The organism is Bradyrhizobium sp. WSM2254 (genome assembly GCF_000472645.1).
GTDB classification, from domain to species: domain Bacteria; phylum Pseudomonadota; class Alphaproteobacteria; order Rhizobiales; family Xanthobacteraceae; genus Bradyrhizobium; species Bradyrhizobium niftali.
This window is the reverse complement of the sequence record NZ_AXAB01000025.1, coordinates 125,773-148,327: the sequence shown is the minus strand read 5'-3', so window position 1 is coordinate 148,327 and position 22,555 is coordinate 125,773. Positions and strand designations below refer to the sequence as shown.

Here is a 22,555-nt window from a genome sequence, read left to right as displayed (position 1 = left end):
AACAGGTAAGAGATGGACGTGCCAGACACCACGGCAGCATGCCGGGACGCCTTCGCCGAACTGGCGTCGCCAGCGTGCATCCACGACCCGTATCCGTTCATGCGGTGGTTGCGCGAGCATGATCCGGTGCATCGCGCGGCGTCGGGCCGCTTTCTGTTGAGCCGCCACGCCGACATCTACTGGGCGCTCGAGGCCACGGGCGATGCGTTTCGGGGACCGGCGCCGGGCGAACTGGCGCGCTATTTCCCGCGCGCGGCGACCAGCCTGTCGCTCAATCTGCTGGCGTCCACGCTGGGGATGAAGGACCCACCGACGCATACGCGTCTGCGCCGGTTGATCTCGCGCGATTTCACCATACGCCAGATCGACAACCTGCGGCCGAGCATCGCGCGCATCGTCGCAGCGCGCCTGGACGGCATGGCGCCCGCGCTGGAGCGCGGGGAGGCGGTGGACCTGCATCGGGAATTCGCGCTGGCCTTGCCCATGCTGGTCTTCGCCGAACTGTTCGGCATGCCCCAGGACGACATGTTCGGGCTCGCCGCCGGCATCGGCGCCATTCTGGAAGGCCTGAGCCCGCACGCCAGCGATCCCCAGCTCGCCGCGGCGGACGCGGCGAGCGCCAGGGTAAAGGCCTATTTCGGCGATCTCATACAGCGCAAGCGCACCGATCCCCGCCACGACATCGTGTCGATGCTGGTCGGCGCACACGACGACGATGCCGACACGCTGTCGGATGCGGAGTTGATCAGCATGCTGTGGGGCATGCTGCTGGGCGGCTTCGCCACCACGGCTGCGACCATCGACCATGCGGTCCTGGCGATGCTGGCGTATCCCGAACAGCGGCACTGGCTGCAGGGAGACGCCGTGAGGGTGAAGGCATTCGTCGAAGAAGTCCTGCGCTGCGACGCGCCCGCCATGTTCAGCTCCATTCCGCGTATCGCCCAGCGCGACATCGAACTGGGCGGCGTGGTGATCCCGAAGAACGCGGACGTGCGCGTGCTGATCGCGGCCGGCAATCGCGACCCGGACGCCTTCGCCGATCCCGACCGCTTCGATCCCGCGCGGTTCTACGGCACCAGTCCCGGCATGTCGACCGACGGGAAGATCATGCTGAGCTTCGGCCACGGCATCCACTTCTGCCTCGGTGCGCAACTGGCCCGGGTGCAGTTGGCCGAGAGCCTGCCGCGGATCCAGGCGCGCTTCCCCGCACTGGCATTAGCCGAGCAGCCGACCCGGGAGCCCTCCGCGTTCCTTAGGACGTTCCGCGCGCTGCCGGTGCGGCTGCATGCGCGGGGTGGCTGAGATGCACGTCGTGGTCGACCAGGATCTGTGCGGAACCACCGGGCAGTGCGTGCTGACGCTGCCGGGCACCTTTCGCCAGCGCGAGCCGGACGGCGTGGCCGAAGTGTGCGTGGCGACGGTCCCGCAGGCGCTGCACGCCGCCGTGCGGCTCGCGGCCAGCCAGTGCCCGGTCGCCGCCATTCGGGTCATCGAAAGCGACGCTGGCGATGACGAGAGCGCCAGCGCCGACCCTGCGCCTTCTCCGGCGGAGGCCGAGCGGCATGCCGCGAAAGACCAACGCAATCCAGGAGGACACGATGGGACGGTTTGAAGGCAAGGTGGCCGTGGTGACCGGCGCCGGCGCCGGCATCGGCAAGGCATGCGCCCTCGCCATCGCGCGCGAGGGCGGCAGAGTGGTGGTGGCCGACATTGATGGCTCGGCGGCCATCGCCTGCACCGCGCAGATCGCGGCCGAAGCGGGCCACGCGCTGGCTCTGGCCATGGACATCGCCGATGCGCAGGCGGTGGCAACGCTGTTCGAGACGGCGGAGCGGCACTTCGGCGCGGTCGACCTGCTGGTGAACAACGCGAGCGCCATGCATCTGACCCCGCGCGACCGCGCGATCCTCGACCTGGACCTGGCGGTCTGGGATCAGACCATGGCGACCAATCTGCGCGGCACGCTGCTCTGCTGCCGGCAGGCCATCCCACGGATGATCGCCCGCGGCGGTGGCGTGATCGTCAACATGTCGTCGTGCCAGGGGCTCAGCGGTGACACCGCGCTGACGTCCTACGCCGCGTCGAAGGCGGCGATGAACATGCTGTCGGCCTCGCTCGCCACCCAGTACGGTCATGCGCAGATCCGCTGCAACGCGGTTGCGCCGGGTCTCATCATGACCGAGCGTCTCCTCGCCAAGCTGGACGAGCGCATGCAACGGCATCTGCGCCGGCACCAGCTCCTGCCGCGCGTCGGCCGCCCCGAGGACGTGGCCGCGCTGGTGACGTTCCTGCTCTCCGACGATGCTGCGTTCATCACCGGCCAGGTGGTGTGCATCGACGGCGGCATGCTGGCGCATGTGCCGACGTGCGCCGACGGTGGCAACAGCCCCGCCGCGCGGCCTGCCGGCGACACCGCCGAAGCCGCCGCGGCGGCGCGGCTCTGATGGACATGCTGCTCAACCCGCTGGACCGTCGGCACCGGCTGCGGTGCGACATCCCGGTCGTGCCCGGCGCTTACCCCCTGGTCGGGCATCTTCCCGCCATCGTCTGCGACCTGCCGCGCCTGCTGCGGCGCGCGGAACGGACGCTGGGCAGCCACTTCTGGCTGGATTTCGGCCCTGCCGGACACCTGATGACCTGCGTGGATCCGGATGCGTTCGCACTGCTCCGGCACAAGGACGTGTCCTCCGCGCTGATCGAAGAGATCGCGCCCGAATTGTTTAGCGGAACGTTGGTCACACAGGACGGCGGCGCGCACCGGCAGGCGCGCGATGCGATCAAGGCGGCGTTCCTGCCCAAGGGGCTGACCCAGGCCGGCATCGGCGATCTGTTTGCGCCCGTCATCCGGGCGCGGGTGCAGGCGTGGCGCGACCGCGGCGACGTCATCATCCTGCGCGAAACCGGCGACCTGATGCTCAAGCTCATCTTCAGCCTCATGGGAATCCCCGCGCAGGATCTGCCGGGATGGCATCGCAAGTACCGGCAACTGCTGCAGTTGATCGTCGCGCCCCCGGTCGACCTGCCCGGACTGCCCTTGCGGCGCGGCCGCGCCGCCCGCGACTGGATCGACACGCAGTTGCGCCAGTACGTCCGCGACGCGCGCGCGCATGCCGCGCGCACCGGGTTGATCAACGACATGGTGAGCGCCTTCGATCGCAGCGACGATGCGCTCTCCGATGACGTCCTGGTCGCCAATATCCGCTTGCTGCTGCTTGGCGGTCACGACACCACCGCCTCGACGATGGCCTGGATGGTGATCGAGTTGGCGCGGCAGCCTATGCTGTGGGACGCCCTGGTCGAGGAGGCGCAACGTGTGGGCGCGGTGCCGACCCGGCACGCGGACCTGGCGCAGTGTCCGGTCGCCGAGGCGCTGTTCCGCGAGACGCTGCGCCTGCATCCGGCGACCACGGTCCTGCCGCGTCGCGCCCTGCAGGACTTGCAACTCGGCCAACGGCGCATTCCCGCGGGCACCGATCTGTGCATCCCGCTGCTGCATTTCTCGACCTCGGCGCTGCTGCACGAGGCGCCTGATCAGTTCCGCCTGGAGCGGTGGCTGCAACGCACGGAGCCGATCCGGCCGGTGGACATGCTGCAGTTCGGTACCGGCCCACACGTCTGCATCGGCTACCACCTGGTATGGCTAGAACTGGTGCAGTTCTGCATCGCCTTGGCGCTGACCATGCACAAGGCCGGGGTACGGCCGCGGTTGCTGAGCGGCGTCGAAAAGGGCCAGCGCTATTACCCGACCGCACATCCGTCCATGGCAATCCGCATCGGATTCTCATGAGCCGACATCGCATGCCCCGTGTGGCGAGGCAGCGGTACCAGCGACGCGCGGCATTGCTGCACTCGGCGCGCGCTCGGTGCGACGCCGGCAACAGGCTCGCCGCTCGCCGCTCGCCGTGGCCGTCTCCTGTCAGGCACGAGGACATGAACAACATGCAGACCGGTTCGACGCTACACGACGACCGAACTGGCGTTTCCGCGCTCGGCGGATTGCGCGCACAGGCGCGCGGCGCATCCAGCGGGCTGCTGCCGGAGATCTGGATGAGCACGGCGCAAAACGGGTCGAACAGGCGCTGGCGCGTCTTCTCTGCGCCGAACATACGCCGGGCCGCGACGGGCCTGCGGCGACGTGCGCGGCATCTGCCCGATCCTGGTTCTCGTCAACCGTCTGCAGAAGGAACATCCCGCGTGAACGCGCTGTCCGAACAGATCCTTTCCGAATTGCGCCACCTGCTGAGCGAGATGAGCGATGGCGGCAGCGTCGGTCCGTCCGTCTACGACACGGCGCGAGCTCTGCAGTTCCACGGCAACGTCACCGATCGGCAGGACGCATACGCGTGGCTCATCGCGCAGCAACAGGCCGATGGCGGATGGGGAAGCGCAGTCTTCCCGCTGTTCCGCCATGCGCCCACGTGGGCGGCGTTGCTGGCATTGCAGCGTGCCGATCCTTTTCCCGGCGCTGCCGACGCAGTCCAGGCTGCAACCCGGTTCCTCCAGCGCCAGCCCGATCCCTACGCGCATGCGGTGCCGGACGACGCGCCGATCGGCGCGGAGCTGATCCTGCCGCAGTTTTGCGGCGAGGCCGCATCCTTGCCGGGCGGCGTGGCGTTTCCGCGCCACCCGGCGCTGTTGCCGTTGCGGCATGCGTGCCTGGTCAAGCTGGGGGCCGTGGCGACGTTGCCGAGCGGCCATCCGTTGCTGCATTCCTGGGAAGCCTGGGGGACGTCGCCGACCACCGCATGCCCGGATGACGACGGCAGCATCGGCATTAGTCCGGCGGCCACCGCCGCGTGGCGTGCGCACGCCGTGACACAGGGGAGCACGCCGCAGATCGAGCGCGCCGACGCATATCTGCAGGCGGCATCGCGGGCGACGCGCAGCGGCATCGAAGGTGTCGTTCCCAACGTCTGGCCGATCAATGTGTTCGAGCCATGCTGGTCGCTGTACACCCTGCATCTGGCCGGGCTGTTCGCGCATCCCGCGCTCGCCGAGGCGGTGCGCGTGATCGTCGCGCAGCTCGACGCCCGCCTGGGCGTGCGCGGTCTGGGCCCGGCCTTGCACTTCGCGGCCGATGCGGACGACACCGCAATTGCGTTGTGCGTCCTGCGCCTTGCAGGCCGCGACCCGGCGGTCGATGCGTTGCGCCAATTCGAAATCGGCGAGCTGTTCGTCACCTTCCCCGGCGAGCGCAATGCCTCGGTGTCGACCAACATCCATGCCCTGCATGCGTTGCGACTGATGGGAAAGCCCGCCGCCGGCACCAGCGCCTACGTCGAGGCCCATCGCAACCCGCACGGTCTATGGGACAACGAAAAATGGCACGCTTCGTGGCTGTATCCCACCGCGCATGCGGTCGCTGCGCTGGCGCAAGGCAAGCCCCAGCGGCGCGACGAGCGCGCGCTGGCGGCGCTGCTGCAGGCGCAGCGCGACGACGGAGGCTGGGGCGCCGGTCGCGCGTCCACATTCGAGGAAACCGCCTATGCGCTGTTCGCGTTGCACGTGATGGACGGGAGCGAAGAGCCGACAGGGCGCCGGCGCATCGCGCAGGCGGCGGCGGGAGCGCTGGCGTGGATGCTCGCCCGCCATGCGGCGCATGCATCGCCGCAGACGCCGCTGTGGATCGGTAAGGAACTGTTTTGCCCCACCCGGGTCGTGCGTGTGGCCGAACTCGCCGGGTTGTGGCTGGCGCTTCGTTGGGGGCGGCGCGTCCTGGCCGAGGGAGCAGGAGCGGCGCCATGATCCAGACCGAACGCGCGCTGCAGCAGGTGCTGGAGTGGGGGCGTTCCCTGACCGGGTTCGCCGACGAGCATGCCGTGGAAGCGGTCAGGGGCGGCCAGTACATCCTGCAGCGCATCCACCCGAGCCTGCGCGACACCAGCGCCCGCACCGGCCGCGATCCGCAGGACGAAACGCTGATCGTGGCGTTCTATCGCGAACTGGCGCTGCTGTTCTGGCTCGACGATTGCAACGACCTTGGCCTGATTGCGCCGGAGCAGCTCGCCGCGGTGGAGCAGGCGCTGACGCAGGGCGTGCCGTGCGCGCTCCCCGGATTCGAGGGCTGCGCTATGCTGCGCGCTTCGCTGGCCGCGCTCGCCTACGATCGTCGCGACTATGCTCAGCTTCTCGACGATACCCTGTGCTACTGCGCGGCGCTGCGCGCCGGACACGCGCAGGCGGCAGGGGCGGAACGCTGGTCCTACGCCGAGTACCTGCACAACGGCATCGATTCGATCGCCTACTCGAACGTGTTCTGTTGCCTGTCGTTGCTGTGGGGGCTGGACATGGCGACCTTGCGCGCGCGTCCGGCGTTTCGCCAGGTCCTGCGGCTCATCTCCGCGATAGGGCGCCTGCAGAACGATCTGCATGGACGCGACAAGGACAGGTCGGCCGGCGAGGCCGACAACGCGGCGATCCTGCTGCTGCAGCGCTATCCGGCTATGCCTGTGGTGGAGTTCCTCAACGACGAGCTGGCCGGCCATACGCGCATGCTGCAGCGGGTGATGGCGGAAGAACGCTTTCCCGCGCCGTGGGGACCGTTGATCGAGGCCATGGCGGCCATGCGCGCGCAGTACTACCAGACCTCGACCGGCCGCTACCGCAGCGACGCTGCGGGGGGAGGCTAACGTGCGCCGGCCTGAACGCGCGGGAGGTGGCAGCGTGCGCGCGTTGCTGTCGGTCCGATCCGACGCAACGCCGTCGCCCGATGCGACGAATGGAGCGAGCATGAGCGATACCGCCCTGAGCCGGCGCAAGGACGGCGGCTCATTGCCACAGCCCTGCAGGCCGATCTCTACTTTGCCGATCCATACGCTGCTTGGCAACGCGGCAGCAACGAAAACGCAAATGGACTGACACGCAAGTCACTTGCCAGGGCACACCGACTTCAGCACCATCACCGAAGAGCGCCTGCGATGGATCGAGCAACGCCTCTGCGAGCGACGACGCAAGAGACTCGGATTCAGAACGCCGCTTGACGTTTTCTTAGAGGAACTCATCAACAGCGTTGCAAATCAGAGTTGGATCCACCCTTCTAAAGCCAGCAACATGAGATCCGGCTGGAAGCGGATCTTTTCCGGGATGTCTGCGGGCTGCGACATTTCAACTCTTGTCATCCGGAATGCGTTTTTCCATAGCGCGTCAATTCCCGCAATGTGCTCGCTTCGGTAGCATACGACCGCCTCGGTTCTCCATGGCCGATGATCCGTCCACGAAGTGCAAATACAGACTATTCCGAAAACAACTTGACGCCGACCAGACCGACAACAACCAACATGACCGAACAGAGGCGAGCAGGATTTGCGCTCTCGCCGAAAAACGCAATGCCCACAATTGCTGTCCCCACGGTCGCAATTCCGGCGAAGCCCGCGTAAACCGTCGAAGCGGGCAAGCACTTTACAGATTCACCCAACAGAAGAAAAATCGGAAGAGCGAAGACCACCGCCGAAAACACTGTTGTCCATTTCGGAAGCCCGACCGAGCGCTTCAACATGAAAGGCCAAGCGACCTCGAACACGTCCGCCAGAAGTATGTATAGCCATGCCATCAGATATCCCTTTCGTCAGGCGTCGCGTAGCACAAACCGCAGGTCGATTACGATCATCAACTGTTCTGCTTTGGTCAAAGCTGACCTACCAAATTCGGTAGCGCCACGGTCGCTGTCGCTCAGATCGCTGCCGAGTGATTGCGCCGCGGATCTCGGCAGAGATTGGGCAAGGCCGGCTGTAGCGTTCTTCCAAACTCGACTGCGGTCCGCAACATTACCGACAACAGACATCATCTCTTCAATTGCCGGCGGCACCGCAGATTGGTCGGTCAAGCGGTCCCGGCATCGGCGAACAGCATAAACCGAGCGACGTCCTGCGGCGCGAGTTGGATGCACAGCGCCGCCCGTAGGGCGCCGAGGCCGAATGCATGCAGGTCCTCGTTGAAGTCGCCCGTCCGCGGAGACAGGACAAGCGCCTCAATGCCCGCGGCTTCGGCGCATTGGGTCAATGCCGCGACCGCCGTGTCACCCGCGGCATCGGCGTCGCGGGCGACGTAGAGCCGACGCAGCGTCGGCGGAAGCAGAAGGGCGGCAAGATGGTTGGCCGAGAGCGCGGCGGCCATCGGCATGGCAGGCAGCGCACAGCGCAGCGACAGCATCGTCTCGATGCCTTCGCCGGCAGCGAGGACGTCGGCGGCGGCGCCAAAGCGGACGGCATGGCCGAGGAGACCGCCCATGGCCCGTCGGGGCGTGTCGACCGGCGCCTTGTGAGAGCCGTCCGGCGCAAGCCAGGTGCGATGTGCGCCGGTGATGCGACCGGCAAAATCGGTCACGGCGGCGATCATCGCCGGCCAGGTCTCAGTCGGCGAACCGTCGTCCGGGCGATAGTAGCTGCGCGGATGAAACCGCAGCGCGCCCGCATCGTGGACAGCCTTGATGCCGCGATTGCCGAGGTAGGTCTCGACAAGCGTGCCGCGGATCGGCTGCGACATGGCGAAGAGCCGCTGTGCCGCTTCCGGCGATCCGGCGGGGACGGGTGTGCGAACCGGCTTTGGGCCGCGGCGCGGTTCGGCGGGCGGCAGACTCAGAAAGCGTCGTGCCTCCCCGGCGACATCGCGAAAATCGACGAAACCGCAGCTCTCGCGGATCACGTCGAGGAGATCGCCATGTTCGCCCGAGGCAGCATCTCGCCAATGCCCAGCGGCGCCGGGACCGAAGTCCGGTCCACTGAGCCGGACGAACATCGAGCGGCCGGGCGTATTGCGGACGTCGCCCACGCTCCAATAGCGGCCCTGGCGCCGTCCATTGGACAGGTAATGGCGGCAGACCGCCTCGGCATCACGGGCGAGGCGGCGCGCCAGCTCAGAAGCGTCGCGGGTCATCACGCAACCTCCCGCACTGCGCTGGCAGTTGGTTGCGCAAGAGCTGTCAACCGTCTGTGAGGCAGCACCCAAGCGCAAACGCGCAAGCTGATCCGCCGCGCGCGCTGTTCGGCCCACTTGCCGGCGGATCCTTTGGACGAGTTGTGGAGCCGCACAAACAAGAAGCGGCCAGGCCGGTTGTGGACATGGCCCGGCAGCCAGCAGCCTCCCTCGCCCTTGCGGCTGGAGAAAGAGTGGCGGCACACAGCCTCGGCCTCACGCGCGAGGCGGCATGCCAGTTCGAAAGCATCGCGCCGCATCAGGCGGCCTCGCGTTCGCAGATGCGCTCGACCGGGTAGCATTCGAGCACCTTGCCAAGCACGACGGCCCCGCTTGCATCGGTAGGCACGAACATGCGCAGCTTCCAGGAGATGATCTCACTGAACAGTCCATAGGTCCGCAAGCGGTCGCGCATGGTGTCGTTGAAGTCCGCGAGCTCGATGCGATGCGCACCCATGACGCGGACGCGCCGCAGTGTCAGGCCCTCGGCGAGCTCGACGAACGCGCGACCTTCGCGCAAGGCGGCGAAGACGTCTTCGGGTTTGAGTGTCGGCCGCTCACCCGAAAGCGCGTCGGCGACCCAGGTGGACGAGACCTTCCGCCCAATGATCCGCTCGCCGGCGTCGGTCTGGAGGCGGTAGACGCGGGCCGATTCCTTCGGCAGCCGTTTCCAGATCGGCAGGAGCAGCCCGGCCACGACGTGGATCGTGCTCTCGGTGAACGCCGGCACGTCTGCAAGCTCAGCTGTCCAGGCTGCACTGAATTGCTCGCGATCGGTCTCGATCCAATGACTTTCGGCCATGGCCTTGGATGGGACATTGTGGCTTTCCATGGGCCGGACCAATTTGACGCGGTGCTCGATTTCGCCGTCGTCCAGCATCAGGCTCGGAGCCGGGACTTGCACCGCCGCGCGGCCGGAACGTTCGTTCACCAACAGGCCTGCGCGGCGATCCGACAGAAGGCCGAGGGCATCATCCAGAGTGAGCGGCCGGTTGCGTTCGCGCTGGATGATCGTGAGCAGCCGTGTCTCGGCGCTGGTCGCGGGATGGGTGTAGATGGTGCGCCGATGCGTGACGACGAAGCTTTCGGCGCGAAGGGTCTCGAGGCCTGTATCATAGATTCCGGAGGCGATTGCGCCTTCGATCCGCGCCGTCAGCAACTGCTCGAAGGCGGTGAACAGCACGTTTTGCAGCCCGATGGTCAGCGCCAGCAGACGGTTGAGGAAAGTCGTGATCGGCGGCAGGTCATCCCTGATGCCATTGGAGTCGACGAGCTTCAGCCCGGTCGCATTCTCGAACATCTCAAGAGAGCAACCATCCACCTTGCCCCGAACCAGGAGCAGGTAGAGTTGGCGCAGAGCATCACGGCCATAGATGCTTTCGAGATTATCCTCGGGCCGAAACAGCCCCTGCCCCCCGGTCTGACGCTGACCGCGGGTGATGGCGCCGAGCGTATCGAGGCGGCGCGCAATCGTGCTGAGAAAGCGCTTCTCGGCCTTCACGTCGGTCGCAATCGGACGAAATAGCGGCGGCTGCGCCTGATTGGTCCGGTTGGTCCGGCCGAGCCCCTGGATTGCTGCATCGGCCTTCCAACCGGGTTCGAGCAGGTAGTGCACCCGCAGACGGCGATTCCGCGCCGACAGCTCGGCGTGGTAACTGCGCCCCGTGCCGCCGGCATCCGAGAAGACGAGGATGCGCTTGAGATCGTCCATGAAGGCTGCGGTTTCGGCGAGGTTTGCCGAACCGGCGCGGTTCTCGACCATCAGGCGGTCGTGTTTCCGGATGATCCGGCGTGAGCGCCCGGTGACTTCGGCGACCCTGTCGGTCCCGAAGCGCTGGACGATCTGGTCGAGGGCGCCGGGCACGGGCGCGAGCGAGGCAAGCTTCTCGATCAGCCGGTCGCGACGCGCAACCGCCTCCCGGCTCTCGACGAGCTGACCATCACGGTACACCGGCCGGGAGGAGAGGCTGCCTTCGGAGTCGGTGAAAGGCTCATAGAGCTGGACCGGGAAGGAATGAGCGAGGTAGTCGAGCACGTATTCGCGCGGTGTGATGTCGACCTGGACATCCCCCCATTCCTCGGTCGGGACTTCCGCGAGCCGGCGCTCCATCAGCGCTTCGCCCGTCGACACGATCTGGATGACGGCGGCATGTCCCTGCTCGAGATCGCGCTCGATGGCGCAGATCAAGGAAGGCGTCTTCATCGATGTCAGCAGATGGCCGAAGAAGCGCTGCTTGGCGGACTCGAAGGCCGACCGGGCTGCCGACTTCGCCTGGGCGTTCAAGGTCCCGGTCTCGCCCGTGATGTTGGCCGCCCGCATTGCGGCGTCGAGATTGTTGTGAATGATGCTGAACGCGGCTGCATAGGCATCGTAGATGCGGATCTGTTCGGGGGTGAGCTCATACTCGATCAGTTCATATTCGACGCCTTCATAGGAAAGGGAACGCGCCGCATACAGACCGAGCGCCTTGAGATCGCGTGCCAGCACCTCCATCGCCGCGACACCGCCCGCCTCGATCGCTTCGACGAACTCGGCGCGCGTCGCGAACGGAAAGTCCTCGCCGCCCCACAAGCCGAGCCGCTGGGTATAAGCGAGGTTGTGAACGGTCGTGGCACCGGTCGCGGAAACGTAGACCACCCGCGCATTAGGCAGGGCGTGCTGCAGCCGCAGACCTGCACGTCCCTGCTGCGAGGCGGCCTGCTCACCGCGCTCGCCCTTGCCGCCCACGGCGTTCTGCATGGCGTGGCTCTCGTCGAAAACAACCACTCCGTCGAAATCGGAGCCCAACCATTCGACGATCTGCCGGACACGCGAAAGCTTTTCGCCGCGCTCATCGGTGCGCAGCGTAGCGTAGGTGGTAAACAGGATGCCTTCCGACAGCCGGATCGGGGTGCCCTGGCGGAAGCGAGAGAGCGGCGTGACCAGGAGCCGCTCCATGCCGAGCGCCGACCAGTCGCGCTGTGCGTCCTCGATCAGCTTGTCGCTCTTGGAGATCCAAACCGCCCGGCGCCGGCCCTTCAGCCAGTTATCCAGCAGGATGCCGGCGACCTGCCGTCCCTTGCCCGCACCGGTGCCGTCGCCCAGAAACCAGCCGCGGCGGAAGCGGACGGCATCTGAAGCGTCGTCGCGCGCAGCTGTCACAAGGTCAAAGGTCGCATCGACCGTCCAGCCGCCTGCAAGGAAGGCCGCGTGTGCTTCGCCGGCGTAGACCACGCTTTCAAGCTGGGCGTCCGACAACAGGCCGTCCATAGCGAGGTTGACCGGAAGATGGGGCCGGTACGACGGCTTCGGCGGAGCAACCGAGGCCATCGCGGCCGACTGCACCAGTCTGGTCGGATGCGGCTGCGATCCGTGAATGCGGATCGATTGCAGGGTGTAGTCCTCATAGAGGGCATCGGTCAGATGAGCTCCGTCCGGAGGCGTCCAGTCGACCGTCTGGTAGGTGAGCTCTACGCTTTGCGGATCGCCGAGCCGCTGACCGGACGAGGGGCGCATCGTGAAGGCGGGAGCGGATCGCCGAACCGGCACGGTCGAGCTGACCGGAGCGAGAACAGGTGAAGTGATCGGAAGCCGCGGCGGCACATGTTCGAGGACCCATGCCAGCAGCGTGGCTGCGTCCGGCGCCACGCCCGGAGATGCTGGAAAGACGTTTCTGTCCGGCGCGGGCTGCTTGTCGATGACGGTGAGCCGGGTATCGATCGCCGTCCCGTGCCTGGCAAAAGCCGCCCCTGCGATCGCAGCCGAAAATACCACGCGGCCGTGCTCCTGGAGACGGATGAAGGCGTCGGTCCAGCTTGGATTGTCGGGGGCGAGACTTGCGCCGGTCACCGCGACGAGGCGACCGCCGTCGCGAAGCCTGGCCAATGCCGAGGCGAGATGGCGCAGTGCTGCGTCCGCCATCCGCCGATCCACATGGGGCAGAGCCGAAAATGGCGGATTCATCAGCACGACGCTCGGGGCAACAGCCGCCTCGAGATGATCGTCGATCTGCGCCGCGTCGTAGCGCGTGACGGTCACGTTGGGAAACAGAAGATCGAGCAGCCCGGCACGGGTTTCGGCGAGCTCGTTCAGGGCAAGTGTGCCGCCGGAGACTTCAGCGAGGATGGCGAGAAGTCCGGTACCTGCCGAGGGCTCCAGCACGAGGTCTGTGTTGGTGATGCCGGCGGCGGTGCAGGCGACGAAGCCGAGCGGGATCGGCGTCGAGAATTGCTGAAACGCCTCGCTTTCTTCGGACCTGCGCGTATGGGTTGGAAGCAGGCCTGCGACCTTGGCCAGCATCGAGAGCTGCGCTGCCGGCGATCCCGCCTTGGTCCGCATGGCGGCGCCATGCTTGCGAAGGAAAAGAACGGTTGCCGCCTCACAGGCCTCATAGGCGGCTTTCCAATGCCAGGCGCCGGCGGCATCCGAGCCGCCGACTGCGCTTTCCATCGCGGAACGCAGAACACTTGCTGCATCGATGCGCCGCCCATGTTCGAGGTCAGAGAGGAGAAGCCGCGCGGCTTGGGCGATGGAGGACGCAGCCGCGGCGGTCGCGGAGCAGGACAGATTGATCATGGGAGTTGAGCTTTCGAGGAGAGCGGGAATGGAGCGGGCCGACGGGCGCTCTCTCGGCCCGACCGGCTCAAACCTGTCCCGGCCGATCTCTCACTCTGCTCACGCTCGCCTCCATCGCAGGAGGAGGACGCGGCCACGCCGCGCGCAAGGCTTTGTGCTCCGCAGCCGCATTCCAAAATGAGAAGCCCGGCGCGATGCCGGGCTTCGGAAGCAAGTTTGAATGAAGCGCACGGCGGGATAGCCGCGCTACGCCCGGACATTCATTCAGCGGCAATGCCGTGTGGCTGAACGTCGTCTGCGGTGCCGCGCCCCTCCTCACCGCAAGCGAGGAACTCGGGAAGCGGACCCGCGTCTGCGTCGTGGTCTGGCGATTGGATAGCGTCAGTGAGGCGCAGTGGCTCCGGCAGCCATCCCGTGCCCGCGAGAAGGCGTTCGGCTTCGCTGGCCATATCGGGCTTCTTCAGACGGTCGATCAGTTCTGCGGAGGCTTCGCCCTTGGCTTGCCTCACCGCCTCCAGAATACGTGGCTTGGTGACGCGGCCGAGATAATTATCGACGGTCGGCCTCCAGCCGGCCTGCACAATGTCGAGCCCGACCGCCCGCGCCAGCACGTCGGCCTGGCCGAGCCTGCGCGCGAGCCCATCAACCGATACCCGCCCCTGGGCGTAGCGATTCACGGGTTCATAGAGGGCATTGACCGAGAACGACGCACAATGGGCGAACAGGGCTGCTTGCGCATGGCCGTCCAATGCGCAGAGCCTATCCCAAAGCTCCTTCGCATCGTTCGGGAGCCGCGCTTTCCAGGCTTCGTGCCTGGTATCGATGGCCTTGGCCGGCGCGCTGTCCTTCAATCCCGGAGCCTGGGCCGGAAATGTCGGCGTGTGAACCGCGATCTCGAGGCAACTGACGGATGATGCAAACCTGTAGAAGGTTGCGAGCACGAAACTGTGCAGCACCGCCAGGAACGTGATCGAGGGATGCTCGGCAAGCGCGTCGCGCAACGCCAGCGTTCGATAGGCCGCCAGCTCGGTGATCAGACGGTCCGGCAGCGGTCTTGCAGCATCGTCCTCATTCTCTTCGGCCGGCTCGGTTGGCGCGCCACCGACGGTGATGGCGGTACGCTGCACCGGACCAACGGCATTCTCGCCCTCAATCGTTGTGCTGCCCTGTCCGGGCTCAGTATCGACGACCGCCTGTTCATCCTCCGGCCGGACGTAGCCGCGATCCACCGAGAGCCGTCCCTCGGAATCGATGCTGATGAAGACTCCGCCGCGGGCGATGTCGGCCGGATCGTAGATCATTGGCCGCTCCTCGAACGCGAGCAATGCCGCCTCGATCTCTCCAAGGCGGAGGTCGATCTCCTCTGGGAGTTCGTCAGCATCCTGGTACTCGGCTTCGAGCCTGTCACGCTCGGCATTGAGTGCATCGATCGTGCCCTGCTCCTCGATGCTGAGCGACGACGGCGCTCCCTCCAATTCCCGCAAGCCGCTGGTGTGGCCGAATGGAAAATCGACTGCCACCGCAATCCACTTCCACCCCTCTGCGGCGATCGCCTCGGCGTCTTGCTTGAGCTTCTCCGTGACAAGACGATCGAGCAGTGCAACGTCCTGGAGCCAGCCTCCGTCGTCATGCTCGAACAGATCGTGCAGGACCGGACCTCCGGCGCGCTCGTAGGCGTCGATGCCGACATATTGCGCACGGCGATCGGACCCACGCACGGTGTTCTCGGTCAGCATGCGGCGGATCTGATACGGCTCATCATAGCCGGACCGGCTGACATTGTCCCAGACCTGCTCCTGGCGCGCATGATCGCCGATCACCGAGAACGCCATGAGCTGCTCCAGCGTCATGCCGTCGTCGGCATAGACCTCATGCAGCTTCGGCGAGACCGACGCCAGGCGCAGGCGCTGCTTGACGATTGCCACCGCCACGAAATGCCGCGCGGCAATGTCCTCTTCGCTCATGCCGAGGTCGCGGAGCGTCCGGAATGCGCGAAACTGATCGAGCGGATGCAGGCCGACGCGCTCATCGTTCTCTGCGATCGAATCGTCTTCCGCAATGCCTCCCTCGCGAACAACGCAGGGCACGGCTTGCGTCTTGGACATACGCTTCTGCTTGACCAGGAGCTCGAGAGCACGGTAGCGCCTGCCGCCGGCCGGCACCTCGAACATGCCTGTCTCGTTGCCCTCGGAATCGACGATGGCGCGGACATTGAGACTTTGTAGAAGCGTCCGCTGGGCGATGCTCTCCGCAAGCTGCTCAATCGAGACACCCGCCTTGACGCGCCGAACGTTGGACTGGCTCAGCACCAGCTTGTTGAAGGGAATGTCACGCGAAGGCGACAGCGTGATCTTTTGGACTGGCTTCGTCATTTCGGTTCTCCACAACGGGCAGCCGAAAGCCTCTCTCTCGACTTCCAACCCGTCGTGGGCACTCCACGCTGCCCTCTTCCTCTCTCTCTTGCGGTTTGACTCCCGCTGCTGCGGCACCGGGCGTGCATTGGCCGAAACGGCCGCAGCGCCTGGCAGGAACCAAGGTGTGAGCTGCTGTCAGTTTCTGTCCCACTCGGCGGCCTTCAGCGTGGCGAACTCACGGCGGTCGACCTGATCCGCACTGCTATGCCAGGAGGAGCGTCTAGAGCCTTTTCCATTCCGATGGAATCGGAGCGGGTTCTAAATTGCCGGAATTACTCCGCAACGGGGTCACGGCGTCGACCTCAATTTGGGCGATGGCTCCATCTGTCTCGCTCTACGGCCGGGAGAGGCTTTTCGACATTTCTCAGGATCGCGACGCGGCATTTGTCGAGCAATTCCTTCGTGTATACGACGCCGAAATAGTCCAGCAGGAAGGTGCCAGCATAGCTCAGATCGTCAATGCCGCTGATTATCCTATCGAGCATTGCACCAATTTCTCCAACGCGGTCGCGATAGCGTTCGCGGATCACGTTAACGGCGTTCATCGAGTGAACCGCCTCGTCGGCAATCACCTCTCGCAGCCAATGATGGAAGATGTCGTTGCGAAGTTCGGTATAGAACGGCTTCTCTGCGGCATAGGCGTGGCAAGTGCACATCTCATCAAATGCGATCATAACCATCACAGAGAATTCGTCGGCGAGGTGGTCATTGATCGCACCGAAATCATGCGGTCGAGCCTCCAACCTCTCTCGGAGATTCCTCTCGGATCCATTGGCGACAAGTTCAATGATGCGGATAAAACCATCGGTGTGACGCTCTTCGTCTGCGGCCCAGACAGTAAAGAACGCCCGAGCTTCATCGGTGGCGATCAGATTGCGGACGGATAGCTCGGTTTTCAAATGCCTGGCGTCATATTCCGTGCACAGGTCAGGCCACAATTTATTCCAACGTGCGCGCACAACCGACGGTTCGGCGCTGAACATCGCCGGCGTCAGAGCATTGAACATTTCTTTTGGACTCCAGTTTCGTCGAACCGGCGTAATCATCCGACTGCTCCTGAGCGTGAGCGCTGCGAGCGGCTCTGGTGGACGAATTGTCCTTTCAAACGTTGGCAAAGAAGTTTGCCACACACAAAACATGCCGTCGCCTCTCTGTTTTGGTGGGGTACAATTCCGGACGCTGCACCTTTCGGCTTGGCCTGACCTGTTGCCTTGAACGGTCCAGGGCGGAATCTTCCGGGGCGCACCGCCGAGCCAACAATGCTCGCGATTCCGGGACGTTTTGGGGATGGCTTCATAAGCTCAGGCTGTCTGAACAGGCCTCAGGTCGTGGACCATTTCTATGGGGCGGGTTGATCACACTCGGAATCGCACGCATGCTGACGGGACATGGCGAGGTCATGATCGCGCCGCGTACCATGGGTGCCTCACCAATGGCGTGGATCTGTGCTCCAACCGGGCTCTACGTCACCCAGTCCGATAACGGCCAGGTGTGGGGCTTCGCGATCAAAGGCGTCGAGCCCAGCGATGCCAAGCCGGTCAGGACCTTCGAGCGGCCTACTACTAAGGTCACCAGCAGGCTATTCGTCGCGCATCTCAAGAGGTCCGATCGCCATCATGACGATTCCAGCCGCAGCTGCCTTTTTTGGTTCTGGTGTGGTTCATATAGAGATCATGAATCGCGCGCTGAACCCATGCGGCCGGCTACCTTAGCAAACCCCACCTACGAGGTTGTGACGTCGGAATAGCCTTCACAACCACTTGCGCTCGCTTGCGACAGGCTGTTGTTGTCGCCAGCGCGACCGCGCTTGATGTCTGGAATCCGCCAAATTGCTTTCGAGCACGACGTCTTGCAACCTTGCGGTTATGCGATCTGCAATTCTTATCGACGGAGAAGAGTGTATGAAGGTTGCTGGCAAATGCCTGTCGATCCTGTTGTCCTTGCTTTCGGCGGCGAGCGTGAGCTCGATGGCCAGAGCGGATGAGCCCTCGCCGAAATACGCCGAGGTGCTCAATCGCTGCAGGCGGCAAAAATGTGAAGCTCATGCTGGACATGAACCGCTGTACCACCGCCGAGGGTGGCAACCCCGGTCCGGCAACGCAGGCCGGTCTGGTTGTCAATGCCTTCAGGGTGACCGGCCAAAACGGCATCAGCTTCGTCAATGCGCATCAAACCACCCGCGGCAAGCGTCGGGAGCCGCGGCATGGCGATGAAGTTCTCGAGCACGGATGCCCGGATCATGCGCTGCCTAACGCCCAAAATTGCGCTCTTAAGCGTCGACCATTGGATGGAGATTGCAACTTCGAGCACCTTCCAATTCTGGTTGGAGTACATCGAGAGCAATGCGATGGCTTCGCAATGATAATGACTCCAGTTGTAAAAGGCAGCGCCAGATAAATTCCAATATTAGAAGGTACCTTTCACCTTGCTTTTGCATCAGGCGATGAGCTCAATATTGAAAATTGTGGCGGTGGGGGCGATTTTCTTTGGAGAAACCCTTTCGGTAGTCGCCGAGTTGATTGCCTCAAAGCAGTTTGGGAAAGCTGGCGGGCATTTCACAACGCTTCTGCCGATGTTCCTGTTGATATCGGTGGGCGGTATCCTGCTCGTCTGCGGATACGCACTCGGCTACATGTATCTCAAGAATATCTGGATCATTGTCGCAATATCGGTGGGAGCAATTCTAGTTGTGGAACCGATTCTGGCGCTTCTGCTCTTTCGAGACGTGCCGACAGCCGGTTCGCTGATCGGGCTGGTGTTCGGCGCGCTTGGCACGCTAGCTGCGATAATTTTCTGAGACGCGTTCAGCTCTTTGCTCAGACCCCAGGTACGCATACGACGAAGACTGCCTGATTGACGCGTGCGCGCGGGCGCGGCGGGCTGTGGTGCGGGTTGTCACGCCTCACCGATATCGCGCTGGGTGGATAATTGGAAGATTCTCGGTCAGCGTGCGGCGGATTTGGTACGGCTCATCAGAGCCGGACCGGCCGATATTGTCCCACACCTGCTCCAGGCGCGCGTGATCGCCGTTCACCGAGAACGACATGCGCTTCTGCCGGACCAGGAGCTCGAGAGCACGGTAACGCCTGCCGCCGGCCGGCACCTCGAACATGCCTGTCTCGTTGCCCGCGGCATCCACGATGGCGCGGACATTGAGACTTTGCAGCAGCGTGCGCTGGGCGATGCTCTCGGCAAGCTGCTCGATCGAGACGCCCGCCTTGACGCGCCGAACGTTGGACTGGCTCAGCACCAGCTTGTTGAAGAGAATGTCACGCGAGGGCGACAGCGTGATCTTTTGGACTGCCTTTGTCATTTTTCTTCTCCACGACGGGCGGCCGAAAGCCTCTCTCTCGACCTGCAACCCGTCATGGCGCTCGGCGCCGCCCTCTTCCTCTGTCTGGCGGCTCAACTCCGCTCACGCCGCCTCCTGATCTGCCTCGGCACGATCTGCCTCGGCACAATCGGCCGAAGCGGTTGGACTATCTGCTGGCAGGAAGCCAAGCAGATAATCCGCGGCTTTACTCGCCTGTGAGGCCGCCCGCACGATCGCGCGGTTGTCTTCACGCAAAACTTCCAGCCAGGAACCGATATAGTCGGCGTGCCGCACGGTCGGCACGATGCCGAGTGAAGCGCAGGAAAACGCTGCGCACAATTCGGCGATCAATTCCTCGAACGCGTATTTTTGTGTGCCGTACGAACCGCCGAGATCGCGGTTGAGGCGCGAAGGATGACCGCTGGCGTGGCCGAGCTCATGCAACGCGGTCCGGTGCCAATTGATCGGTTCGAAATAGGCCGCCGGCGGCGGCACCTGCACATAATCTTCTGCCGGCATATAGAAGGCGCGATTGCCGCCGATGCGGAAGTCGATGCCGGTTGCCTTGATCAGCGCCTCGACCTGCGGCTCGATCATGCCCGGCGGCGGCATTGGCGCGGTGGCCGCGACGTCGGCGGACAATCCGTCGCATTGATCGGTGTTGAAGACGGTGAACCGCTTCAGGAATGGAACGGCCTGCGCCTCCTCGCCCGTCTCACGCGCGCGGCGCCGTTCGTCTGCCGGCACGAAGCGGTCGGCATAGACCACGGTTATGCCGCGCTCGCCCTTGCGGACGTGACCGCCGAGCGCGAGCGCCTGGCGGAAGGTCAGCCAGCTTTGCCCGGCAAAACCGCGCTCGATCACCGCCCCCCAAAGGATGAGAACGTTGATGCCGCTGTAGGGCCGGGCAGACGCGGCGTTCCTTGGCATCGACAGCGGCGCCTTTGCTGCCTCCGTCCCCCAGGGTTGAACCCAGGGCACGCGGCCGGCCTCAAGCTCGGCGATGATCTTGTCGGTGATTTCGTCATAAAGGGTGGCCCGGTCCTGGCCGGTGCGCGCGCGAGGATGTCTGGACATCGCGGGTCTTTCGCGACGGGCGTTGCAAGCCTCTCTCGCAGCTCCAACCCGTCGCTGCCGAACCCGGCCAGCCCTCTCACTCTCAATGCTTGTTGCAGGCGCGTTAAGTCTGTTGCAGGAGCAACGTGGCGGTGCCAGATCCCCAGATGAGCGCCGGCCTTCGCGTCAGGGATGGAAGCCCGAATGGGTGAAAACCCGGCCAAGCCGGGGTTTCAGCGCAGCCGACAGCCCGGTCCCGCTGGGAGACGCACGGCAAATCCAATGCGGATGGAACGACCAGGCGCCTGGACCTAGACCTCTTCTCGAATCTTTGTCTGCGCGTCATAGATTCTGATCCGGAGCATGGGAAAACGCTTCTTCAGCTCTTCGGCACCCGTCTTGGCTCCGTCCCTGGTCGCAAATTCGGCCTTGAGTCGGCCATCTACTTCGAGCGCATATCCTGAAGCTGGCAATTCACGGGCAGCTGCAACCATCTTATTCCTTTTGCGCAGTGAGGAGATTGACGACAACGGCATACCGCGAGTCGCGCAAATCGCGCCAGCTCACTTAGATCTTGATTTGCTCCTAAACTGCAGAACTTCGATTCGCTGCCAGTTTGAAAATATCCTTTGAAATCAATCCAAATTTTATAAACCTGCAAAATTACAAACCAACCCGCCGGGTTCGCGAAATGAGATTCGATTGTCAGGCATTGATCCGGCTCAGCGCCACGCGGTTGCGGAGGACGATGCGGCGCGAGGTTTCCAGGGCGATGGTTCCGGACTGCGCCAGTTGGCCGAAGGTCCGCGACACCGTTTCGATCGTCAAGCCGAGATAGTCGGCGATGTCCTGACGCGTCATCGGCAGTTCGATCGACTGAGCGGCGGCATTGCGGCCCGCCATTTCCAGCAGAAACCCGGCCACCCTTTCTTCCGCGCTCTTCATCAGCACCATTGAGTGCTCATGCATTCGCTGCAGCTCGCGAACCGCAAGCGTCCAGAGCTGTTTGGCAAGACCCTTTTCGTACTCGGCCCGGGCCATCACGGCGCTGCGTTTGGCGACCACGACATGCGCCTCCCTGATCGCTTCCGCCGAGGCAAGATGCACCTCGGTGGCTTCGACGTCGAAGATATCGCCGGGCAGATAGAAGCTGCCGATCTGGCGACGGCCGTCATCCAGCGTGCGACAGGTTCGCACCGCGCCGGAGATGACCTGGTAGAGGTATTCAGCCGGATCGTCTTCGCTGTAAATTTCAGCATTGCGCGCAAAGCGCGTCGAAGCGCCGATCAAGCCCAGCGGGCCTTCGGGCAGGGATTTTGACCGAACCGCAGCGAATTCCACTGCCGTTTCCGACTCTCACCGAGAATTCGAGCAAGCCTACTCAACCACCTGGCAAAGTCGTAAAGGATCGTGACGCGTTATGAAGTATGCTCTTGGCCTGATTGCATTCGCAGCATCGTGCCTCGCCTTGCCTACGCACGCACAGTCGCCCGCAACAGATGGTCCGATCGGCCTTGTTTGGGGAAGTTCCTCCGCTGAGGTTCAAGCCAAAGGGGTCGAACTCAAAGAAATTGAAGGAACGGACTTCGGAAAGAGCTATCTCGCATCGAAGATGGAAAAGGCGCTGGCCGACCAAAGCGCAGCCTTACTGTCATTTGGGTTCAACGACAAGCTTTGGCGTGTCCTTATAACCAGCCGTCCGTTCAGCGAAGATCCGGCAGGTAGTGCGGCGGTGGCTCGCTACGACGAGCTAGCTAGTCTACTGTCAGACAAATACGGAAAAGGCGCTCAAGTTCACAGGCTTGGTGAATCGATATACGCTCAATCAGGCTACTTCGTTGCAGGTATACGCGGCGGTCAATCGAGGTGGTTTACGAATTTCGATACCTCCAACCTTTTCATTCAACTCGGTCTCACGGCCAGTGATAGCTCCACCGCAACGTGGCGCTTGATCTACGAGAACAAAATCTTTCGGCGAGACTTTGAGGCATCGAAGCGTTCACGCGAGAAGGGAACGTTATAGCTTCGTGAGATCCTAACGTTTCTGAACTGGCGGTGTCAGGTGACCTTAGTTCCATGATGGGAGCAGACAACGACTTAGAGGAGACACCTTACGTCTTCATCGATACGCAAGCATTTGTGCAAACAAGATTGGACTGGGGTTTAAAATCGTTATCCAAGCTCGTCGAATTAGTTCGTAGTGGCGACGCTCGCGTCTTACGACGAGCACAACTAATCGAGAAACTTCGGAAACGATTGTGGAGAGGCTAGGCCATGCTCTTGAGGCCATGAGAATATCTTTCTCTG

General features: G+C 63.9%; 19 protein-coding genes and 3 pseudogenes. 12 read left to right on the top strand and 10 right to left on the bottom strand.

Annotated elements, in window-relative coordinates:
• The first annotated feature begins 12 nt into the window (after nucleotides 1–12).
• The 8 genes and pseudogenes from A3M7_RS0119390 to A3M7_RS46770 all read left to right on the top strand — a co-directional run.
• A complete protein-coding gene (locus A3M7_RS0119390; protein WP_027545393.1) occupies nucleotides 13–1,302 on the top strand; it encodes a cytochrome P450 in 1,290 nt (429 codons plus the stop codon).
• A 1-nt stretch (nucleotide 1,303) separates the two neighbouring features.
• Nucleotides 1,304–1,612: a ferredoxin gene (locus tag A3M7_RS0119385; protein WP_027545392.1), complete on the top strand. Its 309-nt coding sequence runs from the start codon at nucleotides 1,304–1,306 to the stop codon at nucleotides 1,610–1,612.
• Nucleotides 1,599–2,444 (top strand): SDR family oxidoreductase, encoded by an 846-nt coding sequence (locus A3M7_RS0119380; protein WP_027545391.1) that lies wholly within the window; start codon nucleotides 1,599–1,601, stop codon nucleotides 2,442–2,444. The genes A3M7_RS0119385 and A3M7_RS0119380 overlap by 14 nt, the downstream gene beginning before the upstream one ends.
• On the top strand, nucleotides 2,444–3,787 hold the full coding sequence (locus tag A3M7_RS0119375) for a cytochrome P450 (RefSeq protein ID WP_027545390.1): 1,344 nt from the start codon (nucleotides 2,444–2,446) through the stop codon (nucleotides 3,785–3,787). The genes A3M7_RS0119380 and A3M7_RS0119375 overlap by 1 nt, the downstream gene beginning before the upstream one ends.
• Nucleotides 3,788–3,939: 152 nt before the next feature.
• Nucleotides 3,940–4,103 (top strand): annotated as a pseudogene (locus A3M7_RS51285) (polyprenyl synthetase family protein); the annotation flags it as partial.
• A 91-nt stretch (nucleotides 4,104–4,194) separates the two neighbouring features.
• Nucleotides 4,195–5,745 carry a hypothetical protein gene (locus A3M7_RS0119370; protein WP_027545389.1) on the top strand — a complete coding sequence of 517 codons (1,551 nt, stop codon included), beginning with the start codon at nucleotides 4,195–4,197 and terminating at the stop codon, nucleotides 5,743–5,745.
• On the top strand, nucleotides 5,742–6,629 hold the full coding sequence (locus A3M7_RS0119365) for a hypothetical protein (protein WP_027545388.1): 888 nt from the start codon (nucleotides 5,742–5,744) through the stop codon (nucleotides 6,627–6,629). Before A3M7_RS0119370 ends, A3M7_RS0119365 begins: the two co-directional genes overlap by 4 nt.
• Before the next feature lie 135 nt (nucleotides 6,630–6,764).
• Nucleotides 6,765–7,023, top strand: a pseudogene (locus tag A3M7_RS46770) (transposase); the annotation flags it as partial.
• A 208-nt stretch (nucleotides 7,024–7,231) separates the two neighbouring features.
• Here A3M7_RS46770 and A3M7_RS0119355 read toward each other — a convergent pair.
• From A3M7_RS0119355 to A3M7_RS44610, 6 genes are all read right to left on the bottom strand, one after another.
• A complete protein-coding gene (locus A3M7_RS0119355; RefSeq protein WP_027545387.1) occupies nucleotides 7,232–7,549 on the bottom strand; it encodes a multidrug efflux SMR transporter in 318 nt (105 codons plus the stop codon).
• A gap of 15 nt (nucleotides 7,550–7,564) precedes the next feature.
• The gene (locus tag A3M7_RS48685) at nucleotides 7,565–7,822 is read right to left on the bottom strand and encodes a hypothetical protein (protein WP_156936934.1); all 258 of its coding nucleotides are present in this window, start codon (nucleotides 7,820–7,822) and stop codon (nucleotides 7,565–7,567) included.
• On the bottom strand, nucleotides 7,819–8,871 hold the full coding sequence (locus A3M7_RS0119350; RefSeq protein ID WP_027545386.1) for a toprim domain-containing protein: 1,053 nt from the start codon (nucleotides 8,869–8,871) through the stop codon (nucleotides 7,819–7,821). Before A3M7_RS0119350 ends, A3M7_RS48685 begins: the two co-directional genes overlap by 4 nt.
• A 298-nt stretch (nucleotides 8,872–9,169) precedes the next feature.
• On the bottom strand, nucleotides 9,170–13,465 hold the full coding sequence (locus A3M7_RS0119345; RefSeq protein WP_027545385.1) for a bifunctional class I SAM-dependent methyltransferase/DEAD/DEAH box helicase: 4,296 nt from the start codon (nucleotides 13,463–13,465) through the stop codon (nucleotides 9,170–9,172).
• Between the two features lie 260 nt (nucleotides 13,466–13,725).
• Nucleotides 13,726–15,837 carry a ParB/RepB/Spo0J family partition protein gene (locus A3M7_RS0119340; RefSeq protein ID WP_027545384.1) on the bottom strand — a complete coding sequence of 704 codons (2,112 nt, stop codon included), beginning with the start codon at nucleotides 15,835–15,837 and terminating at the stop codon, nucleotides 13,726–13,728.
• A 344-nt stretch (nucleotides 15,838–16,181) separates the two neighbouring features.
• The gene (locus A3M7_RS44610) at nucleotides 16,182–16,925 is read right to left on the bottom strand and encodes a hypothetical protein (protein WP_245284281.1); all 744 of its coding nucleotides are present in this window, start codon (nucleotides 16,923–16,925) and stop codon (nucleotides 16,182–16,184) included.
• A gap of 329 nt (nucleotides 16,926–17,254) precedes the next feature.
• On the opposite strand from A3M7_RS44610, the gene A3M7_RS0119330 reads away from it, so the two are divergent.
• The 3 genes from A3M7_RS0119330 (at nucleotide 17,255) to A3M7_RS0119320 (ending at nucleotide 18,676) form a co-directional block, all read left to right on the top strand.
• Entirely contained in the window at nucleotides 17,255–17,626 is a 372-nt protein-coding gene (locus A3M7_RS0119330) for a hypothetical protein (RefSeq protein ID WP_027545383.1), read from the top strand.
• A gap of 233 nt (nucleotides 17,627–17,859) precedes the next feature.
• Nucleotides 17,860–18,276, top strand: a complete 417-nt coding sequence (locus A3M7_RS46765; protein WP_371090197.1) for a VirK family protein — start codon at nucleotides 17,860–17,862, stop codon at nucleotides 18,274–18,276.
• 28 nt (nucleotides 18,277–18,304) lie between these two features.
• Nucleotides 18,305–18,676 (top strand): hypothetical protein, encoded by a 372-nt coding sequence (locus A3M7_RS0119320; RefSeq protein ID WP_245284280.1) that lies wholly within the window; start codon nucleotides 18,305–18,307, stop codon nucleotides 18,674–18,676.
• 138 nt (nucleotides 18,677–18,814) lie between these two features.
• Here the strand turns inward: A3M7_RS0119320 and A3M7_RS0119315 are convergent.
• The 4 genes and pseudogenes from A3M7_RS0119315 to A3M7_RS44605 form a co-directional block, all read right to left on the bottom strand.
• Nucleotides 18,815–19,192: pseudogene (locus A3M7_RS0119315) on the bottom strand (ParB/Srx family N-terminal domain-containing protein); the annotation flags it as partial.
• Nucleotides 19,193–19,294: 102 nt separating this feature from the next.
• Nucleotides 19,295–20,269 (bottom strand): ArdC family protein, encoded by a 975-nt coding sequence (locus A3M7_RS0119310; protein WP_027545379.1) that lies wholly within the window; start codon nucleotides 20,267–20,269, stop codon nucleotides 19,295–19,297.
• Between the two features lie 290 nt (nucleotides 20,270–20,559).
• Nucleotides 20,560–20,742, bottom strand: a complete 183-nt coding sequence (locus A3M7_RS0119305) for a hypothetical protein (RefSeq protein ID WP_027545378.1) — start codon at nucleotides 20,740–20,742, stop codon at nucleotides 20,560–20,562.
• 211 nt (nucleotides 20,743–20,953) lie between these two features.
• A complete protein-coding gene (locus A3M7_RS44605; protein WP_198033776.1) occupies nucleotides 20,954–21,589 on the bottom strand; it encodes a helix-turn-helix domain-containing protein in 636 nt (211 codons plus the stop codon).
• 79 nt (nucleotides 21,590–21,668) lie between these two features.
• Between A3M7_RS44605 and A3M7_RS0119295 the strand changes: the two genes are divergently transcribed.
• Nucleotides 21,669–22,271: a hypothetical protein gene (locus A3M7_RS0119295; RefSeq protein ID WP_027545377.1), complete on the top strand. Its 603-nt coding sequence runs from the start codon at nucleotides 21,669–21,671 to the stop codon at nucleotides 22,269–22,271.
• The last annotated feature ends 284 nt before the right edge of the window (nucleotides 22,272–22,555 follow it).